The organism is Pseudomonas sp. NY15364 (assembly GCF_048068235.1).
In the GTDB taxonomy this organism is placed as follows: domain Bacteria; phylum Pseudomonadota; class Gammaproteobacteria; order Pseudomonadales; family Pseudomonadaceae; genus Aquipseudomonas; species Aquipseudomonas mendocina_D.
On sequence record NZ_JBLUPX010000001.1, the window covers coordinates 443,074 to 465,076 of the forward strand.

At 63.5% G+C, this 22,003-nt stretch carries 16 protein-coding genes; 1 reads left to right on the top strand and 15 read right to left on the bottom strand.

The genetic code is table 11. The features are described 5' to 3' along the window. Positions 1–14: 14 nt before the first annotated feature. The 10 genes from dbpA to ACNFCJ_RS02135 all read right to left on the bottom strand — a co-directional run bounded on the left by dbpA (position 15) and on the right by ACNFCJ_RS02135 (position 13,410). On the bottom strand, positions 15–1,391 hold the full coding sequence (gene dbpA, locus ACNFCJ_RS02090; protein ID WP_416769510.1) for an ATP-dependent RNA helicase DbpA: 1,377 nt from the start codon (positions 1,389–1,391) through the stop codon (positions 15–17). A gap of 49 nt (positions 1,392–1,440) precedes the next feature. Further along, entirely contained in the window at positions 1,441–2,865 is a 1,425-nt protein-coding gene (gene mdtD / locus ACNFCJ_RS02095; protein WP_416769511.1) for a multidrug transporter subunit MdtD, read from the bottom strand. 187 nt (positions 2,866–3,052) lie between these two features. Continuing rightward, positions 3,053–4,750 (bottom strand): choline dehydrogenase, encoded by a 1,698-nt coding sequence (gene betA, locus ACNFCJ_RS02100; RefSeq protein ID WP_416769513.1) that lies wholly within the window; start codon positions 4,748–4,750, stop codon positions 3,053–3,055. 141 nt (positions 4,751–4,891) lie between these two features. After that, the gene (gene betB / locus ACNFCJ_RS02105; protein WP_416769515.1) at positions 4,892–6,364 is read right to left on the bottom strand and encodes a betaine-aldehyde dehydrogenase; all 1,473 of its coding nucleotides are present in this window, start codon (positions 6,362–6,364) and stop codon (positions 4,892–4,894) included. 185 nt (positions 6,365–6,549) lie between these two features. Continuing rightward, positions 6,550–7,140: a transcriptional regulator BetI gene (betI, locus tag ACNFCJ_RS02110; RefSeq protein ID WP_416769517.1), complete on the bottom strand. Its 591-nt coding sequence runs from the start codon at positions 7,138–7,140 to the stop codon at positions 6,550–6,552. 234 nt (positions 7,141–7,374) lie between these two features. Beyond that, entirely contained in the window at positions 7,375–8,226 is an 852-nt protein-coding gene (locus tag ACNFCJ_RS02115) for a glycine betaine ABC transporter substrate-binding protein (protein ID WP_179575305.1), read from the bottom strand. Positions 8,227–8,433: 207 nt separating this feature from the next. Then, entirely contained in the window at positions 8,434–9,378 is a 945-nt protein-coding gene (locus ACNFCJ_RS02120; RefSeq protein WP_179575306.1) for a choline ABC transporter substrate-binding protein, read from the bottom strand. Positions 9,379–9,408: 30 nt separating this feature from the next. Continuing rightward, positions 9,409–10,293 carry an ABC transporter permease gene (locus ACNFCJ_RS02125; RefSeq protein WP_099522842.1) on the bottom strand — a complete coding sequence of 295 codons (885 nt, stop codon included), beginning with the start codon at positions 10,291–10,293 and terminating at the stop codon, positions 9,409–9,411. Then, positions 10,286–11,491 carry a quaternary amine ABC transporter ATP-binding protein gene (locus ACNFCJ_RS02130; RefSeq protein WP_099522841.1) on the bottom strand — a complete coding sequence of 402 codons (1,206 nt, stop codon included), beginning with the start codon at positions 11,489–11,491 and terminating at the stop codon, positions 10,286–10,288. Before ACNFCJ_RS02130 ends, ACNFCJ_RS02125 begins: the two co-directional genes overlap by 8 nt. Before the next feature lie 941 nt (positions 11,492–12,432). Beyond that, entirely contained in the window at positions 12,433–13,410 is a 978-nt protein-coding gene (locus ACNFCJ_RS02135) for an ABC transporter substrate-binding protein (protein ID WP_416769520.1), read from the bottom strand. 692 nt (positions 13,411–14,102) lie between these two features. On the opposite strand from ACNFCJ_RS02135, the gene ACNFCJ_RS02140 reads away from it, so the two are divergent. Then, the gene (locus ACNFCJ_RS02140) at positions 14,103–15,197 is read left to right on the top strand and encodes a GlxA family transcriptional regulator (protein WP_099522839.1); all 1,095 of its coding nucleotides are present in this window, start codon (positions 14,103–14,105) and stop codon (positions 15,195–15,197) included. A gap of 103 nt (positions 15,198–15,300) precedes the next feature. Here the strand turns inward: ACNFCJ_RS02140 and ACNFCJ_RS02145 are convergent, their stop codons facing one another. From ACNFCJ_RS02145 to dgcA, 5 genes are all read right to left on the bottom strand, one after another. Next, complete coding sequence (locus ACNFCJ_RS02145; protein WP_099522838.1) at positions 15,301–15,552, bottom strand: hypothetical protein; 252 nt, start codon at positions 15,550–15,552, stop codon at positions 15,301–15,303. Positions 15,553–15,577: 25 nt separating this feature from the next. Continuing rightward, entirely contained in the window at positions 15,578–16,351 is a 774-nt protein-coding gene (locus tag ACNFCJ_RS02150) for an electron transfer flavoprotein subunit beta (protein WP_099522837.1), read from the bottom strand. Positions 16,352–16,452: 101 nt separating this feature from the next. Further along, a complete protein-coding gene (locus ACNFCJ_RS02155; RefSeq protein ID WP_416769523.1) occupies positions 16,453–17,682 on the bottom strand; it encodes an electron transfer flavoprotein subunit alpha/FixB family protein in 1,230 nt (409 codons plus the stop codon). An 88-nt stretch (positions 17,683–17,770) separates the two neighbouring features. Further along, positions 17,771–19,732, bottom strand: coding sequence for a dimethylglycine demethylation protein DgcB (gene dgcB, locus ACNFCJ_RS02160; protein WP_416769525.1), 1,962 nt, complete (start codon positions 19,730–19,732; stop codon positions 17,771–17,773). 165 nt (positions 19,733–19,897) lie between these two features. Further along, positions 19,898–21,958 carry a dimethylglycine demethylation protein DgcA gene (gene dgcA / locus ACNFCJ_RS02165; protein ID WP_416769527.1) on the bottom strand — a complete coding sequence of 687 codons (2,061 nt, stop codon included), beginning with the start codon at positions 21,956–21,958 and terminating at the stop codon, positions 19,898–19,900. Positions 21,959–22,003 lie beyond the last annotated feature (45 nt).

Consider the following 22,003-nt stretch of genomic DNA (forward strand, 5'->3'; position numbering starts at 1 on the left):
ATCTGAGTCGGCTCTCACAATAACCGCACACGCAGCGTTCTGCCCTTGATTTTGCCTTCGCTCAGGCGTTTCAGGGCCTGGCGCGCCACATCGCGTTGCACTGCAACCAGGGCCTGGTAATCGAACAGGGCGATCTTGCCGACCTGATCGCCCGGGATGCCGGCATCGCCGGTCAGGGCGCCGAGGATGTCGCCGGGGCGCAGTTTTTCCTTGCGCCCGGCACCGATGCACAGGGTATGCATCGGCGGCAGCAACGGCTCACCCGTTGCCTTGACCGCGGGTAATGGGTACCAGGCGAGTTCCTTGCCTTGCAGGGTTTCGATGGCCTGGGCGCGACCGGCTTCAGCGGGCGCCACCAGGCTCAGTGCCAGGCCTTTCTCGCCAGCGCGACCACTACGGCCGATACGGTGGATATGCACCTCGGCATCACGCGACAGCTCGACGTTGATCACCATTTCCAGCCCGGCGATATCCAGGCCGCGCGCGGCCACGTCGGTGGCTACCAGTACACTGAGGCTGCGATTGGCGAACAGGGCGAGGATCTGATCGCGATCGCGCTGTTCCAGATCGCCATGCAGGGCCGCGGCGGAAATCTTCTCGGCTTCCAGTTGCGCGGCCAGTTCGTCGCACTGCTGGCGCGTGGCGCAGAAGGCCACGGTTGGTTGCTTGCGGAAATGCCGCAGCAGGATGCTGACCGCTTCCATGCGCTGGCTCGGCGCTATTTCGTAGAAGCGCTGCTCGATCTGTCCGTCATCATGCTGAGCCTCCACTTCGACCCGCTCCGGGCTACGCAAGAAACGTGCGGCAAGCTGCTCGATGGCGGGTGGATAGGTGGCGGAGAACAGCAGAGTCTGACGGCGTGCCGGGGTCTGCTCGATGATTTCACTGATGCTGTCGATGAAGCCCATGTCGAGCATGCGGTCAGCTTCATCGAGCACCAGAGTATTGAGTCCATCGACTTTCAGCGTGCCCTTGCGCAGGTGCTCCTGTACCCGCCCCGGGGTGCCGACTATCACGTGCGCACCATGCTCCAGCGAGCCGATCTGCGGTCCGAAGGGTACGCCGCCGCAGAGGGTGAGCACCTTGATGTTGTCGGCGGCGCGGGCCAGGCGGCGGAGTTCCTTTGCCACCTGATCGGCCAGCTCGCGCGTCGGGCACAGCACCATGGCCTGGCAGCCGAAGTAGCGCGGGTTGAGCGGGTGCAGCAGGCCGATGCCGAAGGCTGCGGTCTTGCCGCTGCCGGTCTTGGCCTGGGCGATGAGATCGCGGCCCTTGAGAATCAGCGGCAGGCTGGCGGCTTGGATCGGCGTCATCTCGGCATAGCCGATGGCGGCGAGGTTGGCCTGCATGGCGGCAGAAATGGGCAGGCTGGCGAAGGCGGTAGCGGTCACGGCAAGTGCTCGGGGATGGTGAAACAGGGCGGCAGTGTAGCAGGCCCGATCATTCGTCCGCTGAAACCTCGATATTGCGGCCGCTGCGGCCATCTTTCGCATCCAGTTGCAGGAAGATCGCCGCCGCCAGCATCGACAGCAGGCCGACGCACAGGTAGGTGGCCTGGAACGCCTGCAACACATGCCCAGTGTCGCCCAGTTCACGGCTGAAACCACTGAGCAGCGCTGCCGCCGACGCAACGCCGAGGCCCATCGCCAGTTGCACCACCACCGACAGCAGGCTGTTGCCGCTGCTGGCGTCGCGGTTGTCCAGGTCGATCAGGGTCACTGTATTCATTGCGGTGAACTGCAGTGAGTTGCAGGCGCCGATCAGGCCTAGCTGGATGATCAACTGCAGCGTCGAGGTCTCGGCATCGACCAGCGCCAGGCTGGCGATCAGGGCGCCGAGCAGCAAGGTGTTGCTGGTGAGGATGGTGCGGTAGCCGAGGCGTTCTATCAGCGGTTTGGCCAGGGGCTTGGCCGCCATCGCCGCCAGTGCCAGCGGGATCAGGCTCATCCCGGCCTGGGCCGGCGAATAGCCCATCGCCAATTGCAGCAACAGCGGCGTGAGGAAGGGCAGCGCGCCGCTGCCGAGGCGCGCGAACAGGTTGCCGATGATGCCCACGGCGAAGCTGCGGGTGTGAAACAGCGCGGGTGAGAACAAGGGGTGCTCGATGCGCCCGGCGCGCAGCCAATAGGCGGCCAGGCAGGCCATGCCGCCGAGCAACAGCAGCACCACGCGCATGGTTGGCAGGTGCAGCTCGCCGAGCCCTTCCAGCGCTACGGTGATCAGCAGCATGGCGGCGCCGAACAGCAGAAAGCCGGCGGTATCGAAGCGGCTGCGCTCAGGGCCGCGCAGATCCGGCATGTGCCGCCATACCGCCCAACATCCGAGCAGTCCCACCGGCAGGTTGATCAGGAAGATCCAGTGCCAGCTGGCCACCTCCACCAGCCAGCCGCCCAGGCTTGGGCCGATCAGCGGGCCGAGCAGGCCGGGCAGGGTGATGAAGCTCATGATCCGCACCAGCTCCGAGCGCGGATAAGCGCGTAACACCACCAGGCGCCCGACCGGCATCATGAGCGCGCCGCCCAGGCCCTGGATGACCCGTGCGCCGATCAGCATGCTGAGCGACTCCGACAGTGCGCAGAGCAGTGAACCGAGGCTGAATAGGGCGATGGCGCCGAAGAAGATACGCCGCGTACCGAAACGGTCGGCGACCCAGCCAGAGGCCGGGATCAGCAGGGCCACGGTGAGCATGTAGGCGATCACCACCGACTGCATGCGCAGTGGGTCTTCGTTGAGGTCGCCGGCCATCGCCGGTAACGCAGTATTGAGGATGGTGCCGTCCAGCGTCTGCATGAAGAAGGCGATGGCCACTATCCATGGCAGCAGGCGGGCGGTGCGTGGGTCGAGTTGGTTGAGCGTGGGTTGCATGAGGCGTCCGGCAGTCAGTGGCGGCTGTCACCGCTCCGCCATTATTGCGCAAGTGCTCCCGTTCGACGGCACTGGCGCGAATAAATTCGCTCCGGCCTGCAAGCGGTATTCAGCCGGCTCGGTATGGCTCGGGGCTCCGACGATAGGCGCGGATTGATCCGCGACGGGGCGCGCGAGCCCTTCGAACTCAGGCTACCGAGACTTCTCGCTGCGGTTGCCCGCGTACCGGGCGCTCGCCGGCGACGAAGTAGGGCGCGGTGCTGCGCGGCAAGGGCTGGCGACCACGAATCCGGTCCGCGATCTTCTCCGCCATCATGATGGTGGTGGCGTTGAGGTTGCCGGTGATGATCTCCGGCATGATCGACGCATCCACCACGCGCAAACCCTGCATGCCGTGCACGCGGCCCTGGCTATCCACGACTGCCATGTCGTCCTCACCCATCTTGCACGAGCAGGACGGGTGGAAGGCGGTTTCCGCGTGCTCACGAATGAAGGCATCGAGCTCGGCGTCGCTCTGCACATGCGCGCCAGGGCTGATTTCACGGCCACGGTAAGGGTCCAGTGCCGGCTGCGCCATGATCTCGCGGGTCAGGCGAATGCCGTCGCGGAACTCCTGCCAGTCCTGCTCATGACTCATGTAGTTGAAGAGGATGCTCGGGTGCTGGCGCGGGTCCTTCGACTTGAGCTGGATGCGTCCGCGGCTGGGCGAGCGCATCGAGCCGACATGAGCCTGGAAACCGTGCTCGTTCACTGCGTTGCTGCCGTTGTAGTTGATCGCCACCGGCAGGAAGTGGAACTGGATGTTGGGCCAGGCGAATTCCGGGCGGGTGCGGATGAAACCACCGGCCTCGAACTGGTTGCTGGCGCCGATGCCGTTGCCGGCGAACAGCCATTGCGCGCCGATGCCCGGTTGGTTGAGCAGCTTGAGCGCCGGATACTGTGACACCGGCTGGGTGCAGGCGTACTGCAGGTACATCTCCAGGTGATCCTGCAGGTTCTGGCCGACGCCAGGCAGTTCGTGCACCAGCGAGATGTCCAGCTCGCGCAGCAGCGCGGCGGGGCCAACGCCGGAGCGCTGGAGTATCTGCGGCGAGGCGATGGCACCGGCGCACAGCAGTACCTCGCGACGGGCGCGGGCTTCAGTGGCGTTGTTAGAGTTGCCGATCAGGTAGCTCACGCCGCTGGCGCGCTTGCCGTCGAACAGGATGCGGTCGGTGGTGGCGTGGGTGACGATGGTCAGGTTCGGCCGCTCGCGGGCTTGGTCCAGATAACCGCGCGCTGTGCTGGCGCGACGGCCTTCCGGGGTCACGGTGCGGTCCATCGGGCCGAAGCCTTCCTGCTGATAGCCGTTGAGGTCATCGGTGCGCGGGTAACCAGCCTGCACGCCGGCCTCGACCATGGCGTGGAACAGCGGGTTGTTGCCGGCCTTTGGCGTGGTCACACTAACCGGGCCATCGCCGCCGTGGTAGTCGTTGGGGCCTATGTCGCGGGTTTCCGCCTTGCGGAAATACGGCAGGCAGTCCAGATAGGTCCAGTCTTCCAGGCCTTTGGCTGTGGCCCAGTTGTCGAAATCCAGCGCGTTGCCGCGGATGTAGCACATGCCGTTGATCAAGGATGAGCCGCCCAGGCCCTTGCCGCGTCCGCACTCCATGCGGCGGTTGTTCATGTACGGCTCGGGGTCGGTCTCGTAGGCCCAGTTGTAGCGCCGCCCCTGCAGCGGGAAGGCCAGGGCGGCCGGCATCTGGGTGCGAAAGTCGAGACGGTAATCGGGGCCGCCAGCTTCCAGCAGTAGTACGCTGACGTCTGCGTCTTCGGTCAGCCGGGTGGCCAGGACGTTACCGGCCGAACCGGCGCCGATGATGATGTAGTCGAATTCCTGGGTCATGGCTCCTCCTGTTGCCCGGCTGCGAACCGGGAAAACCTGGATGAATGTCCCCGGATGGCATCCGGGCTACGGGGGCGACGATTCTTTGTAGGAGAGGCCGCGATGCTTTTCGCGGCCGCTCCCACAAGGTTTTTGCTGCGATCAGAACACCGAGGCGTAATCGCCCATTTCTAGCTGTACCGACTTGATGCGGGTGTAGTGGCCGAGGGTGACCAGGCCGTTCTCGCGGCCGACGCCGGACTGCTTGTAGCCGCCCACCGGCATCTCGGCCGGCGACTCACCCCAGGTGTTGATCCAGCAGATGCCGGCTTCCAGCTTGTGGATCACCCGGTGCGCGCGGTTCAGATCGCGAGTCACCACACCGGCAGCCAGGCCGTAGTCGGTATCGTTGGCGCGGCGGATCACTTCCTCTTCACTGTCGTAAATGAGGATGCTCATCACCGGGCCGAAGATTTCCTCGCGCACGATGGTCATGTCGTCGCGGCAGTCGGTGAACACGGTCGGCGCGACATAGGCGCCCTTGGCGTAGTCGCCGTCGGTGACACGTGCGCCGCCGATCAGCAAACGCGCGCCTTCGCTGCGGCCCTTGTCGATGTAGCCGAGCACGCGCTCCATATGCGCGTAGCTGACCAGCGGGCCGAAGTTAGTGGCGTCGTTCAGCGGGTCGCCAAGGCGGATGCGCTTGACCCGCTCCAGCACCTTGGCCTCGAAACGCGCCTGCAGCATGCGCGGCACGAACACGCGGGTGCCGTTGGTGCAGACCTGGCCGGAGCTGTAGAAGTTGGCCATCACCGCGATGTCGGCGGCGCGGTCGAGGTCGGCGTCTTCGAATACGATCAGCGGCGACTTGCCGCCCAGCTCCATGGTCACTTCCTTGAGGCTGGAACTGGAGGCGCTGGCCATCACTTTCTTGCCGGTGACGGTGCCGCCGGTGAAGGACACCTTCTCGATGCCTGGATGCTCGGTGAGCCATTGGCCCACAGCGCTGCCCAGCCCGGTCACCACGTTGAACACGCCCGCGGGCAGGCCGGCCTCGGTATAGATCTCGGCCAGTTTCAGCGCAGTCAGCGAGGTGACTTCGCTGGGCTTGAATATCATCGCGTTACCGGCGGCCAGGGCCGGAGCGGACTTCCACAGGGCGATCTGGATCGGGTAGTTCCAGGCACCGATGCCGGCGACCACGCCCAGCGGTTCGCGACGGGTGTAGACGAAAGAGGTCTCGCGCAGCGGGATCTGCTCGCCTTCGATGGCCGGGATCAGGCCAGCGTAGTACTCCAGCACGTCGGCGCCGGTAACGATATCGACGTAGCGGGTTTCCGACAGTGGCTTGCCGGTGTCGAGGGTTTCCAGTTCGGCCAGCTCGTCGTTGCGCTCACGCAGGACGTCCACGGCTTTACGCAGGATGCGCGAGCGCTGCATGGCGGTCATCGCTGCCCACACCTTCTGCCCTTCGGTGGCACTGGCCACGGCACGGTCGACGTCGGCCTGGCTGGCGCGCTGCACCTTGGCCAGCACCTCACCGGTGGCCGGGTTGATGCTGTCGAAGGTTTCTCCACTGCTGGCGGCGACGTACTGGCCACCGATGTAGAGCTGCTGTTCGGCGAAACGGGGCATGGGCTGTCCTCTGCACTTGGCAATCTGCTAAGAGAACAGCCTATTTTATTTAAATTGAACGATCAATCAACAAAAACGACAGCGCGCAGCCAAACGCGACATGCACGCAGGCGAACGGTCGTCCGGTGGGCTTTAGCCCACCAGGGTTGAAGGATCGAGCTCCTGAGGCCTAGCCGCCGACAACCCTAACGGGCCTTGGCCAATTGCAGGTCGAGGTAGTCGTAGGCGATGCGGCGCGCCTGTTCGGTGTCGAAGGCCTCGCCGGACAGCGCGCCGCGCAGCCACAGGCCATCGATCAGCGAAGCCAGGCCGCGGGCGGCGAAGCGCGCCTGATCCTGCGGCAGCGCGCGATGGAACTGGCCACACAGGTTGGAGTAGAGGCGGTGATCGTTGACCCGCTGCAGGCGGCGCAGGGCCGGCTGGTGCATGCTGCTGGCCCAGAACGCCAGCCAGGTTTTCATCGCCGGGCCGCTGACCTGACTTTCATCGAAGTTGCCATCGATCATCGCCTTCAGGTGTGCCCGCGGGCTGTCCTCGCGCAAGGTGCGACGGCGTTCCCCCACGGCATTGCTGAGCGCCTGCATCAAATGGCGCATGGTCGCTTCGAGCAGCCCGTTCTTGTCGTTGAAGTAGTGGCTGATGATGCCGTTCGACACCCCCGCCAGACGGGCGATATAGGCGATGCTGGCATCGGCCATGCCGACCTGGTCGACCGCTTCCAGGGTGGCGGCGATCAGTTGCGAACGACGAATGGGCTGCATGCCGACCTTGGGCATGGGGATCTCCAGCGGGTGAAGTTGGGCCGGAGTCTAGGCGGATTTTGATCGTTCGATCAATCAAGCGAGGTGGGGGGCGGGGGCGGGGCGCCGATTCCGCAGGCTGTCACGGGGCCACTTTGGTCGTGCACACCGCCTTATCATCGGTGCCTGCGGTGCGTACGCGACCTGGCGACATCCTACGGAAACGACAAAGCGGGCCGAAGCCCGCTCTGTGATGCGACAGGGTAAGGCTTACTTCAGCCACTCCGCAACGCGGTCCGGGTTCTGGGCGATCCAGTCCTTGGCGGCCTGGTCAGGCTTGGCGCCTTCGCGGATGGCCAGCATGACTGCACCGACTTCTTCGCCGCTCCAGGAAATCTTGCTGAGGAAAGCAGCAGCGTCGGCGGCCTTGCCCTTCAGTTCCGGGTTGGCCACGGTGTCGACACGCTCGTCGTCGCCGAAGACTTTCTTCGGATCTTCAAGGAAGCGCAGTTTCCACTTGGCGAACATCCAGTGCGGAATCCAGCCGGTGACCACGATCGGCTTCTGCGCCTTCTCTGCACGGGTCAGGGCGGTGGCCATGGCCGGGCCCGAGCTCGGCATCAGCTTGATGCTGGCCAGGTTGTACTCCTTGATGGCGTCTTCGGTGCGGCGCATCACGCCGGCACCGGCGTCGATACCGGTGATCTTGCCGTCGAAGTCCTTGGAATATTTTTCCAGGTCTTCGATGGTCTTGGCTTGTACGTAGTCCGGCACGATCAGGCCGATCTTGGCGCCGGAGTAGTTGGTGCCGAGGATTTCCACCTTGTCCTTGAGCTTGTCGTAGTACTCGCCGTGGGTAGCCGGCAGCCAGGCGGAGAGCGTGGCATCGAGGTCGCCACGGGCCACACCCTGCCACATGATGGCGGGTTCGACCGGTTTCAGCTCGACGCTGTAGCCGAGTTTGCTTTGCAGGATTTCACCGGCGACATGGGTGACGGCGACGCTGTCGTCCCAGCCGTTGACGTAGCCGATCTTCAGGGTGGGTTTGTCGGCGGCCAGGGCGCTGCCCATGCCGATGGCCAGGGCGGCAGCGCCGAGGCAGAGGTGCTTAAGTACGCGCATGTTGTTGTGCTCCATCAGTGAGTGGCAGTTGCAAAATCGTTGACTGGCTCGTTCTCATTGCGGGCCTTGCGAATCCGTGTTGCGCAGCAGATAGCGGTTTCGCGGGCAAAATCTCCCCGTCACGGCCGGAAATCAGCCGCTAGTGGTTTACGAGGAGATTTTCGGGCTCGACCCCTGAGGTTCGAGCCCGAATCGGGTCGTGGCTTGTTACAGCCCGACGTGTTTCTTCACGGCGGCAACGCCGTCCTGACCGTCAAAGGTGGTCACGCCGTTCAGCCATTGGTCGAGGATCGCCGGGTTGGCCTTGATCCACTCTTTGGCGACGGTCTGCGGGTTTTCCTTCTCCAGCACCTTTTCCATCAGTTGGCTTTCGATATCGACGGTGAACTGCAGGTTGTTCAGCAGTTTGCCAACGTTCTCGCAGCGCGCTTCGTAATCCGGAGTTACCACGGTGTAGACCTTGGCTGCACCGTAGTCGGGGCCGAACACGTCGTCACCGCCGGACAGGTAGGTGATGTCGTGCTGAGTGTTCATCGGGTGCGGCGCCCAGCCGAGGAAGACCACTGGCTCTTTCTTCTTGATGGCGCGCGATACTTGCACCAGCATCCCGGCTTCGCTGGACTCGACCATGCGGAAGTCGCCGAGGTCGAATTGATTGTTCTTGATCATGCCGTCGATCAGCAGGTTGCCGTCGTTACCCGGCTCGATGCCGTAGATCTTGCCGCCCAGTTGGTCCTTGAACTTGGCGATGTCCTGGAAGCTCTTCAGGCCAGCCTCGGCTGCGTAGGTCGGCACGGCGAGGGTGTACTTGGCGCCTTCGAGGTTGGCCTTGGGCAGCACCTTGACGCCGTCATCCTTTAGGAAGGGCTCGATCACCGAGTCCATTGACGGCGCCCAGTAGCCGAGGAAGACATCGACCTGGCCGCTCTTCACGCCAGTGAAGGCGATAGGCACCGAGGCCATGATCTTGCGTGGCTGATAGCCCAGACCTTCGGCCAGGGTCATGGCCACACCGGTGGTGGCGGCGATGTCGGCCCAGCCAATTTCGGCAAAGCGTACCTGCTTGCAGCTGGCCGGTTCAGCGGCCATGGCGCCCTGCATCAGTGCGCAGGACAACAGGCCGATGACGGCGGTGGTCTTGATCGTTTTCATCTGCGGTTCCCTGTGAAGTGAAAAAACGGATTAGCTGGACTGGCGCTGCAGCTTGCCACTGAACCAGGCGAATAGGCCGCGTTTGGCGGTCTGCGGCGTGCCGAAGCTTTCGGTGATGCGGTCGAGGATGATCGCCAGCAGCACCACGGCCATGCCGCTTTCGAAGCCTAGCCCGATGTCCAGGCGCTGGATACTCGCCAGTACATCGTTACCCAGGCCACCGGCGCCGACCATCGAGGCGATGATCACCATCGACAGGGCCATCATGATGGTCTGGTTGACCCCGGCCATGATCGACGGCATGGCATTGGGCAGTTGCACCTTGAACAGCAACTGGCGGCTGGTGCAGCCGAAGGATTGACCGGCCTCGACGATTTCCTTGTTCACCTGGCGGATACCCAGGCTGGTCAGACGCACGGCTGGCGGCATGGCGAAGATCACCGTGGCGATGATGCCTGGCACGCGACCGAGGCCGAAGAGCATGGCAGCCGGGATCAGGTAGACGAACGCCGGCATGGTCTGCATGAAGTCGAGAATTGGCCGGATGATGGTCGCCACGCGCTCGCTCTTGGCAGCCCAGATGCCCAGTGGGATACCCAGCAGCAGGCTAATCAGGGTGGCAGAGAAGGTCAGGCCGAGGGTGACCACGGTCTGATCCCAGAAACCGGTCATGACGATCAGGATGAAGGCCACGGCGGTGAAGATCGCGAAGCGTGCGCCGATGCGCCACAGGCCGAGAGCGACGAAGATGGCGATTAGCAGCCAGGCTGGCGGCAGCATCAGCACCTTCTCGATGGCCTCGGAGAAGCCGGCGACCACGCTGCCAATGCTGTCGAATGCACCGCTGTAGTTGTCCAGCAGGTGCTGGACGACGTCGTTGACCCAGCTACCCAGGTCGAGTTTCTTGTCACTCATTGGATTCCCCCTGCAGTCGGGTCAGCAGACGGCCCTTGCTGATGGCGCCGCAGTAATGGCCGTCGGCGTCCACCACCGGGATCGGACCTTCGTTGTCCACCAGACGGGTGATCACATCTTCCAGCGGCATGTCTTCGGGCACCGGCACGACCTGCTTGAGCGCATCCGCTTCGAGTGGTCGGGGTTCGTCGCCGTCGACCATCAGGGCGATCTTCTCCAGGCTGATGGAACCCTGGAAGTTGTTCTGTTCGTCGACGATGAAGGCGTAGTGCTTGTCCAGCGCCTGCAGCTCCTTGCAGATCTTCGCCGCGTCCGGCGCGCTGCCGTTGTAGACGTAGGTCGGCACGCTGTCGGCCTTGAGCTGGCCGGCGGTGAGGTAACGGCTGGTGTCGACGGTGTCGAAGAAGTTGCGCACGTACTCGTTGGCTGGCTTTTCGATCAGTTCCTGCGGGGTGCCGACCTGGATCAGCTTGCCGCCTTCCATGATGCCGATGCGGGTACCGATGCGCATGGCCTCTTCGATGTCGTGGGAGACGAAGATGATGGTACGGCGATGGGTCTTCTGCAGCTCCAGCAACACGTCCTGCATCTCGCGGCGTTTGAGCGGGTCGAGGGCGGAGAAGGCCTCGTCCATGATGATCATCGATGGGTTGACCGTCAGCGCACGGGCCAGGCCGACGCGTTGCTGCATGCCGCCGGAGAGTTCGTGCGGGTACTTGTGGGCGAAGGTGTCCAGGCCGACCTGCTTGAGCACTTCCATGGCGCGCTTCTCGCGCTCCTTGCGGCCGGTGCCGGCCACTTCCAGGCCGAATGCGGCGTTGTCCAGCACGCTGCGCGAAGGCATCAGGGCGAAGGACTGGAAGACCATGCTCATGTCGCGGCGGCGCAGGTCGATCAGTTGCGACTGCGGCAGCTTGGCCACGTTCTGGCCATCGATGTAGACGTCACCGCCGCTGGGCTCGACCAGGCGGTTGATCAGACGGATCAGGGTGGATTTGCCAGAACCGGACAGGCCCATGAGCACGAAGATTTCGCCCTCTTCGACACTGAACGACACATCGCTGACGCCGATCACGGCGCCTTTCTCGGCCAGAATCCTCTCCTTGCTCCAGCCTTCCTTGAGCAGGTCGATGGCTTCTTGTGGGTTAGGGCCGAAAACCTTGTACAGGTGTTCGACCACGATCTTTCCAGACTGCATGGGACGTTTCCCCTTCAATCGGCATCCAGTTCGCGCTGGCACGGCTGGGTACGCATCGTCGAAGCGTAGAACAGCGGTGTCAGGCTTCTGATGCCTGTTTGGGTGTTTGCTGGGTTTCGGGGCTGGCGAGCGCTTCGCTGCGGGCGTCGGATGTGGCGCTCGGGCACGCTGCAGCGGACGCGGCTGGTGGCAGAAACTGCCCACTGCGTCGTTGCAACCTGTTGATGAGTGACCACTGTCTTGCCGTGCTGCAAACCGCTTTCCAAACCCTCTGGCAGTGTTTCGAAGCCCATTCCTTTGGGGTTTCATGCGTCGTCCTGGCGCATGCGTACATCCGAAATTTCTTGTTGGGCTGGCGCCCTATCGATGGTGGGCCAGCGCTTATCTGTTCTTCGGTCCGGGGCGGTGGGCCCCAGTCTGCCGGTCCCCTCGGGAGGCGGCAGCGACGTCATCGGCTGACTCAACGATATAGTCTTGGGGTCTGCGCAATTATCGGTTTGCGACCCTGACGTGTTGGGCGACGACATGGCCCGTCACACCCCGTATTTTTCCATGTTTTCGCCGTTTTTCGGGCTCCTGAAAGCACTGCGTGATGCCGTTTTGAATAGCGCTCGATGTGAGCATCGAGAAGCGCTTTCGAGAACGTGCTTTAAAAACCTTAACAGACTTTTTCGTCCCTTGGCCAAGGCTGAAAGCCGCACCGGTGCTGGTTTTCAGTCCTTTAAGCGAGGCGCGGGCGGCGTAGCGCGGGGGCTGTGGCGATGTTGAAAAAAACTTACAGCCAGAGGTGGAGGCGTGCCGAAAAGCGCTGAAAAATCCAAAGGTGGCGCAATGTGACCGGTCGGTCATGGCTGGCCAGGCTTGCGAGCCTGGCCGTGATTCTCGACACGACAAGGGAAAACCCTTTCGAGCCATGTGGCGGTCTCTGCTTTCTGCCATTTTTATTGATTTTTCTCGGCTATTTCGTCGAATTTATCAGTCATTTTTGCTAGCGATACGTCGAATACCTTGCTGATGGGACCGCCTTGATAGCGAGTCACACCTTCCAGCCAGGACGCAACCATCTGCGGGTTGTCTTCGATCCACTGCTTGGCCACGCGGCGGCGATTGGTATTGCCTTCCAGCACGGCGCTCATCAAATGGTTTTCTGCGGCGATGGTGAAGGTCATGTTGCGAAACAGCTTGGCCAGATTGGGACACTGCTGGCTGAAGCCGCCGCGTGCCACCGTGTTGACCTGCGCTGCACCGTAATTGGGGCCGAAATAATCATCGCCACCGGCCAGATAGCCCATCTTCAGACGCGCGTTCATCGGGTGCGGTTCCCAGCCCAGAAAAACTGCCCATTTGCCCAGGCGCTGAGCGCGTTCGACGTGGCTGAGCATGCCGCTTTCGCTGGATTCCACCAGGGTGAATCCCTGCAAGCCGAATACGTTGTTGCGGATCATGCCTTTGACCATCTCGTTGCCTTCGTTGCCGGGCTCGATGCCGAAGATCTGCCCGCTGAGCTCGTCCTTGAAACGATGGATGTCGGCGAAGTCCTTGAGCCCCGCGTCATAACCTGGTGCCAGCACTGCCAGGGTGTAGCGCACCGTGGGCAGGTTGGTGTGCAGTTTTTCGATCTTGCCGCTGTCCAGGTGCGGCTGTACCTGCTCGCTCTGTGCCGGCATCCAGTTGCCAAGGAACACGTCCAGCTGGCCTTCGGACAATCCACGATAGGTATCGGGCAGTGACATGCGGCGGATCTGCGAGCGATAGCCGATCTCGCCCAGTATCAGGCGAGCCACGGCGGTGGTCATGGTGATGTCGGTCCAGCCTACATCGCTGAGGCGTACCAGCTCGCAGCGCTCGGATTCTGCGGCGTACAAGGTGGTGGAGGAGGTGAGGGCGATCACGAGCAGCCAGCGAGCAAATCTGTTCATGGGGTGTGCCTCTGTTCGGGCGGCTGAAGCCGCTGGAAGATTCCTGGAGCGGACGATTGGCTATTTCACAGCAAGAGGTGGGCCGCCCTCTGGGCGAGAAGCGACGCTGGCATGCCGAGAAAAGACCTTGATACGGCTGCTCGCTGCGGCGCGATTGAATATGTACGAGTCGGTTGGAAATCTGGACGTGATGGCGAAAGTTGGATCATCGCGAACCTGTTGCGGATTCGTCAGGTCGCTTGTCGATATCAGGTCTGGCGGCTGGCACTTTGGTGAGCGTTGACCTGTGCTGGTGCAGTGATTCCGGCTAGGCCGCCGCTTCGCGAGATTTTGGTGCGACGCGTGCGGGCATCGACTTTATCGGTCGTGACCGAGAGGTCGCTGCTGTTACCGTCCGTCCGTTACTGGTAATCAGGGCAGCCGTAGCAGGCCACTCAATCCGTGCTACCGAAATGCTCAAAGCCTTGCGGCAAGAGGCTTTGAGAGCGTTTCGCAAGCTCTTGGGTTCGCGTCAAGAAGCCCGTCTGGCGCGCCACGCATGGAAGGCTCTGTTTTTATTGAACGCTCGATCAACTTAGGCATGACCTTTGCGTAGAGATGCATAGCCATCGGGTTTTCAGACCTGGCCAAGATAAAACAGAGGCCCACTTCAATTGGGCTCACACCGTGCTTAGCGTGAGAGGGTTCCATCCATGTCGCAGTTCAGCCAAGGGGCGCATCCCCAGAACCGTGTCGCCCAGTCCATCGGCTTCCTGCTTCTGGACAACTTCACCCTGATTTCTCTCGCTTCGGCGGTAGAGCCCCTGCGCATGGCCAACCAGCTTTCCGGCAAGGAACTGTTTCGCTGGCATACCCTGACTCATGATGGCCTGCCGGTCTGCGCCAGCGATGGCTTGCAGATCACCCCGGACGCGGCCATGCAAAGTGCGCCGGCGCTGGATGCGGTGATCGTCTGTGGTGGCGTGGATATTCAACACAGCGTCAAACGTGAACATGTCAGCTGGCTGCAACTGCAGGCACGCCAGGGGCGCCTGCTCGGTGCGGTGTGCACCGGCAGTTGGGCGCTGGCCAAGGCTGGCCTGCTCGACGGCTACGATTGCAGCGTGCATTGGGAGTGCCTGGCCTCGATGCAGGAAGCCTTCCCGCGTGCGGCCATCACCACTCGCCTGTTTTCCATCGACCGCAATCGCCACACCTCCTCTGGCGGTACCGCGCCGATGGATATGATGCTGCACCTGATCGGCCAGCAGCATGGCCGCGAGCTGGCAGCCGGCATCTCCGAAATGTTCATCTACGAACGTATCCGTAACGAGCAGGATCACCAGCGCGTACCGCTCAAGCACATGCTCGGCAGCAACCAGCCGAAGTTGCAGGAAATCGTTGCGCTGATGGAGGCGAATCTTGAGGAGCCGATCGATCTCGACGAGCTGGCCTGCTTCGTCGACATCTCCCGTCGTCAACTCGAGCGCCTGTTCCAGAAGTATCTGCACTGCTCGCCGTCGCGTTATTACCTCAAGCTGCGCCTGATCCGTGCGCGCCAGCTGCTCAAGCAGACCAGCATGTCGATCATCGAAGTGGCCTCGGTTTGCGGTTTCGTCTCCACCCCGCATTTCTCCAAGTGCTACCGCGAGTACTTCGGTATTCCGCCACGCGACGAGCGTGCCGGGCAGCAAGGTAACAACCTGGTGGTGTTGTTGCCGATCCCTGAGCAGCAAGCTCATTCCGGTGCCATGTTGGCGCTCAACCGTGCCCAGGGCGAGTCGACTTTCGCCAGCGTACGTATTTAGGTCGAGCTGCAATGAAAGCGGGGCGCCAGTGGTGCCCCGTTTTCATTGTGTCGTTGCTGTAGGGTGTCCGTCCTTAGGGGCGCGCGGTGTGCACCGAGGAATATCAAGCCGGCTTGGGCACCAGCGCTGGCAGTAGGTGCTTGCTGATGGCTTCGCGCACGTTGGGCAGCAGTGTGGCGCTGCCGCCGAGCAACTCCTCCACCAGATGACGCAAGGCCACGGCGCGTTCGGCGCTGAGGCCGCTGACGGCCAGCTCGCAAGCCTGCTCGGGCGTGACGCCTGCTGGAATGCTCAGGCCCAACGCGATCAGGCGTTCACGGAAGTCTTCCTGGTCGATCAGATCGGCATGCATCATGGTCGTGGCTCCTTGGCTTGGGGCGTCAACGCAGGACGCCCTCTTCGATCAACAGCTTGAAGATAGCCTCTGCTCCTTCCTGTGGCGAGACATCCTTGAGGATCTGGCCGCCGCCACCACTGGCTTTGGCCGTGGCTGCCTTCATCCGTTCCGCGCCGGTCTTGGCCTTGATCACCTTGAGACGCTTGGGCCGCGGCTTGGCCGGCTGCAGGCTAGCCTCGGCCAGCAGCGTGTCATCCACCACCGTCACTTCATGTGCTTCGATCTGTCCGCGTCGTGCCGGGCCAAAGGCGCTCTGGCGAGCGACGGGTGCGGCGTTGTCCACGCTGGCCACGCACGGCAAGCGCACCTTGAGGCGACGCCGCTGGCCACGCGGCAGTGCTTGCAGCACCTGGGCTACGCCGTTCTCGACCTTCTCCACTTCGGCCAGGCCAACGACCATCGGCCAGCCCAGCCGCTCGGCGAGCAGGAACGGCAGCATGCCCGAGCCTTCGCCGGTTTCCGCCTGGCTGCCGGTGAGCACGAGCTGCGTGCGGCTGCCTTGCAGGTAGTCGACCAGCAGCGGCAAGGCGTCGGCGCCTTCGGGCTGCTCCAGCACGTCGAGCTGTTCCAATCCCATGCCCAGGTAGCCGCGCAGGGCTTCGGCCTGGGGATCGCCAGCGTGCAACAGCTGCAGATTCTGTCCGGCCAGACGCAGGCCGAGCTCCACCGCGCGGGCGTCCTGCTCGGCACGCCGTGGGCGAGCGGAGGTCGGGTGAGCGCCGACCGAGACCAGGGCGACGATATTCAGATCAGTCATGGTGCCAACCTCGAACCGTGGTAGCGGCATTAGCCGCGATCTGGCCATGCACGCATTCTGTCGCGGCTGAAGCCCCTCCCACGAGGGGATATTTGTGAGGATTAGGCCGCATCACGTTTTCCTTCCTGACGCCAGGCAGCGACGCGTTCAATCAGTGCGGCAAGAATCGCCGCCGAGTCGCCAATCACCGAAAGGTCAGCGCGTTTGATCATGTCGCAGCCAGGATCCATGTTCACCGCCACCACCTTGTCGCAGGCGCCGATGCCCTGCAGGTGCTGGATGGCGCCGGAAATACCGACGGCGAGGTAGACGCGAGCGGTGACCCAGGTGCCTGTGGCGCCGACCTGACGGTTGCGCGGCATGAAGCCGTCGTCGACCGCCACGCGCGAGGCGCCTTCGGTGGCGCCGAGAGCGATGGCCGCCTGATGGAACAGCTTCCAGTCCTTCACGCCGTTGCCGCCGGAGAGAATGAACTCGGCTTCGGCCATGGGAATCTGCGCCGGATCCACGGCCACCGGGCCGAGATCCTCGATACGCGGCAGGCTGTGAACGATCTTCTTGCCCAGATCCAGACTGCGCGCTTCATGGCGTGTGTCGCTGACCGGCTCGGCGCATTCGGCCGCGGCGAGGATCAGCCGTGGCAGGGCGCGCTGGATATCCTGCTGGCCACTGCCGGCACGGCCAGTAGCCTGTTCGCCAGTGACTTGCCAGACGCGCGTCGCCGGGCGCTCGCCAAGCTTGGCGGCCAGGCGGCGGCCCAGTTCGCCACCACCGGTGCGGCTGTCGGGCAGCAGCCAGTGGCGGGGTGCCAGTTGGCTCTCCACGGCGCTCAGTGCGAGTACACGAGCTTCCGGGGCGTAGCCATCGAAGGCATCGCCGACGATACGCAGCAGACGGTCGACGCCGGCCGTGTCGAAAGCGCTTTCCTTGTCTTCACCGAAGATCACGGCGACTACGGCACCGCTATCGCCGGCCAGCTTGCGGGCCAGGCCTAGCAGATCCTTGTCATGGCTGGACAGACGACCACCGACCATGTCCGGTACCACGCAGATGTGGAACGCAGGCTGCTCGACGACGTGCAGTGGCAATTGCACCTCGACGCTGGCGCTGTTGCGTTTGCCGGCAGTGCCCTGCTGGGCGCCGCTGCGGTCGATGCGCTTGAGCCCGGCCGGGCCGACGAAACCGGCGGCAATGACGTGCGGGTTCTTGCGGATGATGCCATTGGGCCCCATCCAGCTGGTTTCGGCCTTCTGCATCGAGGCATGCAGCGGGTGCAGGCGGTTGCGGGCGATCCACTCGGCGCGTGGGTCGCGGCGGATGATGTCGCTCATTGCAGGGCCTCCAGGCTGTGCGTAGGGCGGGTGTAACCCGCCGGACAGATGCTGGCGGGTTGCACCCGCCCTACGTCGGTCGCATTCATCATTGCACCTCCGCCAGTTCGCGCTTGGCGGCGGGGCGTTTGGCCGCTACGTCGGTGGCTTCGATCAGCACTTCGGCGACCAGCTCGGCGATGTCCTTGATCTCCGGGCGCGGGGCGACCACGCCTTCGAGCATCGCGGTGCACTGCGGGCAACCGACGGCTACCAGTTCGGCACCGGTTTCCTTGATGTCGACCATGCGCATGTCGGGGATACGTTGCTTGCCGGGGATGTCGGTGATCGGCGCGCCACCACCGCCGCCGCAGCAGCGCGAACGGAAGCCCGAACGTTCCATCTCCTTGACCTCGATGCCGATGGCCTTGAGTACCGCGCGCGGCGCTTCGTACTCGCCGTTGTAGCGGCCGAGGTAGCAGGGGTCGTGATAGGTGACGCTGGCGGCCTTGCTCTGACCGAGATTCAGCGAGCCCTTGCGCACCAGCTCTTCGATGAAGGTGCTGTGGTGTAGAACCTGATAGTTGCCGCCGAGAGCTCCGTATTCGTTCTTCAGCACGTGGAAGCTGTGCGGGTCGCAGCTGACGATGCGCTTGAAGCGGTACTTGGTCAGGGTGGCGATGTTGCGCTTGGCCAGGTGCTGGAAGGTCGCTTCGTCTCCCAGGCGGCGCGCTACGTCGCCGCTGTCGCGCTCTTCCAGGCCGAGTACGGCGAAGTCGACGTCGGCAGCCTTGAGGATCTTCACGAAGGCCCTCAGCGTTCTCTGATTGCGCATATCGAAGGCGCCGTCGCCGACCCAGAACAGTACGTCGGTTTCTTGCTTGTCGGCGACCAGCGGCAGGTTCAGGTCGGCGGCCCAGTTCAGGCGACCGCCGGGGTTAAAGCCGCCGGGGTTGTCGGTGGCGATGAGGTTTTCCAGCACTTCGGCGCCCTTGTTCGGCGTCGAGCCTTTTTCCAGGGTGAGATGGCGGCGCATATCGACGATGGCGTCGACGTGCTCAATCATCATCGGGCATTCCTCGACGCAGGCGCGGCAGGTAGTGCACGACCACAGGGTGTCGGCGTCGACCAGGGCTTTGCCCTGCAGCGAAACGATTGGCTGGTGCGGGCCGCCGCCGTGTTCACCGAGTGGCTTGCCCGGATACGGCGAGCCGGCGAACTTGGCGTCATTGCCACCGGCCAGGCCGATGACCATGTCCTGGATCAGCTTCTTCGGGTTCAACGGCTGGCCGGCGGCGAAGGCCGGGCACATGGCCTCGCACTTGCCGCACTGCACACAGGCGTCGAAGCCGAGCAGCTGGTTCCAGGTGAAGTCGGTGGGCTTTTCCACGCCCAGCGGCGCTTTCGGGTTGTCGAGGTCGAGGGCTTTCAGGCCGGTGGAGCGACCGCCACCGAAGCGCTCGGCACGGCGGTGCCAGGCCAGGTGCAGGGCGCCAGCGAAGGCGTGCTTCATCGGCCCGCCCCAGGTCATGCCGAAGAACAGCTCGGACACACCCCAGGCCACACCAACGGCGAGGATCGCCGCCAGCACCCAGCCGCCAAAGTCGGCGGGCAGAATCCAGGCTACTGGCAAAGTGGCGATAAAGAAGCTGGCGGCGAATATCAGCAGGCTTTTCGGCAGACGCATCCACGGGCCTTTCGACAGGCGCGAGGGCGGATTCAGGCGGCGCTTGGCGACGAACAGGGCGCCGGTGAACATCAGCACCGTGGCTGCCAACAGGGCGAAACCGAGGATGCGGTTATGCAAGCCGAAACCGTGCACGAGGATGGCTAGCACCGCTGCCAGGACGAAGCCGCCAGCGGTGGCCACGTGGGTTTTGGACATGTACTTGTCGCGCTCGACCACGTGGTGCAGGTCCACCAGGTAGCGACGCGGCATCTTCAGCAGGCCGCCGATCCAGTCGACCTTGGCCGGCCGACCGCGACGCCACATGAAGAAGCGCTTGGCCGCCCCGATGACCGCGAGGGCCAGGGCGGCGAAGAGCAGGAGGGGGAGGATGGTGTTCAACATTTCGTGGTCTCCTTCGCGGGACCGGAAAACAACACGGTTCAGTCCCCTCGCCCCTGCGGGGAGAGGGTTAGGGAGAGGGGGAGCAGGGACCGAAAGTCACCGCCCAACGGACCCTCTCCCCCCGCCCTCTCCCGCAAGCAGGAGAGGGGGCCGTTCGTGTCGTGGCTAAAAGTCCTTGCACAGGCGCAAGGCGTCATAGATCGCCGCGTGGGTGTTGCGCTGGGCCACGCAGTCGCCGATGCGGAACAGCAGATAACCATCGCCCGGCTCGCTCAGGCACGGCTGCGGCTTGATCGCGAACAGCGCGTCGACATCGATCTGGCCCTTGTTGCGCGAGCCCTGCTTGAGTGCGTAGTACAGCGACTCGTCAGGCCGCACGCCGTTCTCCACCACCACCTGGTCGACCACGCGCTCTTCCTTGGCGCCGGTGTATTCGTTCTCCAGAACCGCTACCAGTTTGTCGCCCTCGCGGTAGACCTTCTCCAGCATCAGGTCGCCGGTCATGATCACTTCTTTCGGATACAGGCTGCGGTAGTAGGTCGGGAAGCTGGTCCCGCCAATGGCCACGCCCGGCTTGATGTCGTCAGTGACGATCTCCACCTGAGCGCCCTTGTCGGCCAGGTAGTCGGCCACGGACATGCCGGTGAACTCGCAGATGGTGTCGTACACCAGCACGTTCTTGCCCGGAGCCACTTTGCCCGAGAGCACATCCCAGCTGCTCACCACCAGGCCTTCGTCAGCGCCCCAGTGCTCGTTCTGCTCGAGGAAGGGATGGCCGCCGTTGGCCAGCACGATGATGTCCGGACGCAGGTCGAGCAGGGTGGCCTCGTCGGCCGCCGTGCCCAGGCGCAGGTCCACGCCCAGGCGGGCGATTTCCAGCTGATACCAGCGGGTGATGCCTGCGATCTGGTCGCGTTGTGGGGCGCGGGCGGCGATGCTGATCTGTCCGCCGAGGCTGTCCTGCTTCTCGAACAGGGTCACGTCGTGGCCACGTTCGGCAGCGACGCGCGCGGCCTCCATCCCGGCAGGGCCGCCGCCGACGATCACCACCTTGCGCTTGGCGCCAGTGGTTTTCTCGATGATGTGCGGCACGCCCATGTATTCACGGCTGGTCGCGGCGTTCTGGATGCACAGCACGTCCAGACCCTGATACTGGCGGTCGATGCAGTAGTTGGCGCCGACGCATTGTTTGATCTGGTCGATCTGGCCCATCTTGATCTTGGCGATCAGGTGCGGGTCGGCCATGTGCGCGCGGGTCATGCCGACCATGTCGACATAGCCGCCTTCGAGAATGCGTGTGGCCTGGTTCGGGTCCTTGATGTTCTGCGCGTGCAGCACCGGGACCTTGACCACTTCCTTGATGCCGGCCGCCAGGTGCAGGAACGGCTCCGGTGGGAAGCTCATGTTGGGAATGACGTTGGCCAGGGTGTTGTGGGTGTCACAGCCCGAGCCGACAACGCCGATGAAGTCGATCATGCCGGTGGCGTCGTAGTAGGCCGCGATCTGCTTCATGTCCTCATGGGACAGACCGTCCGGGTGGAATTCGTCGCCGCAGATGCGCATGCCGACGCAGAAGTCGTCACCGACTTCCTTGCGCACGGCCTTGAGCACTTCCAGCCCGAACTTCATGCGGCCCTCGAAGGTGCCGCCCCATTCGTCGGTACGCTTGTTCACGCGTGGCGACCAGAACTGGTCGATCATGTGCTGGTGCACGGCGGACAGCTCGACGCCGTCCAGGCCGCCTTCCTTGGCACGACGCGCAGCCTGCGCGTAGTTGCCGATCACCCGCCAGATTTCCTCGACCTCGATAGTCTTGCAGGTGGCGCGGTGCACGGGTTCACGGATGCCGGACGGCGACATCAGGGTCGGCCAGTGGAAACCGTCCCAGCGCGAGCGACGACCCATGTGGGTAATCTGGATCATGATCTTGGCGCCGTGCTTGTGCATGGCGTCGGCAAGATTCTGGAAATGCGGAATGATGCGGTCGGTGGCCAGGTTGACCGAACTCCACCACTGCTGCGGGCTGTCGATGGCCACTACCGAGGAGCCGCCACAAATGGCCAGGCCGATGCCGCCCTTGGCCTTCTCCTCGTAGTACTTCACGTAGCGCTCGGTGGTCATGCCGCCGTCGGTGGCGTAGACCTCAGCGTGCGCAGTGGAGAGCACGCGGTTGCGGATGGTCAACTTGCCGATCTGGATCGGCTGGAACATTGCTTCGAAGGCCATTACGGCATCCTCACGGTAAGCGCTATAGCGTTGTGGAAGGCGCTT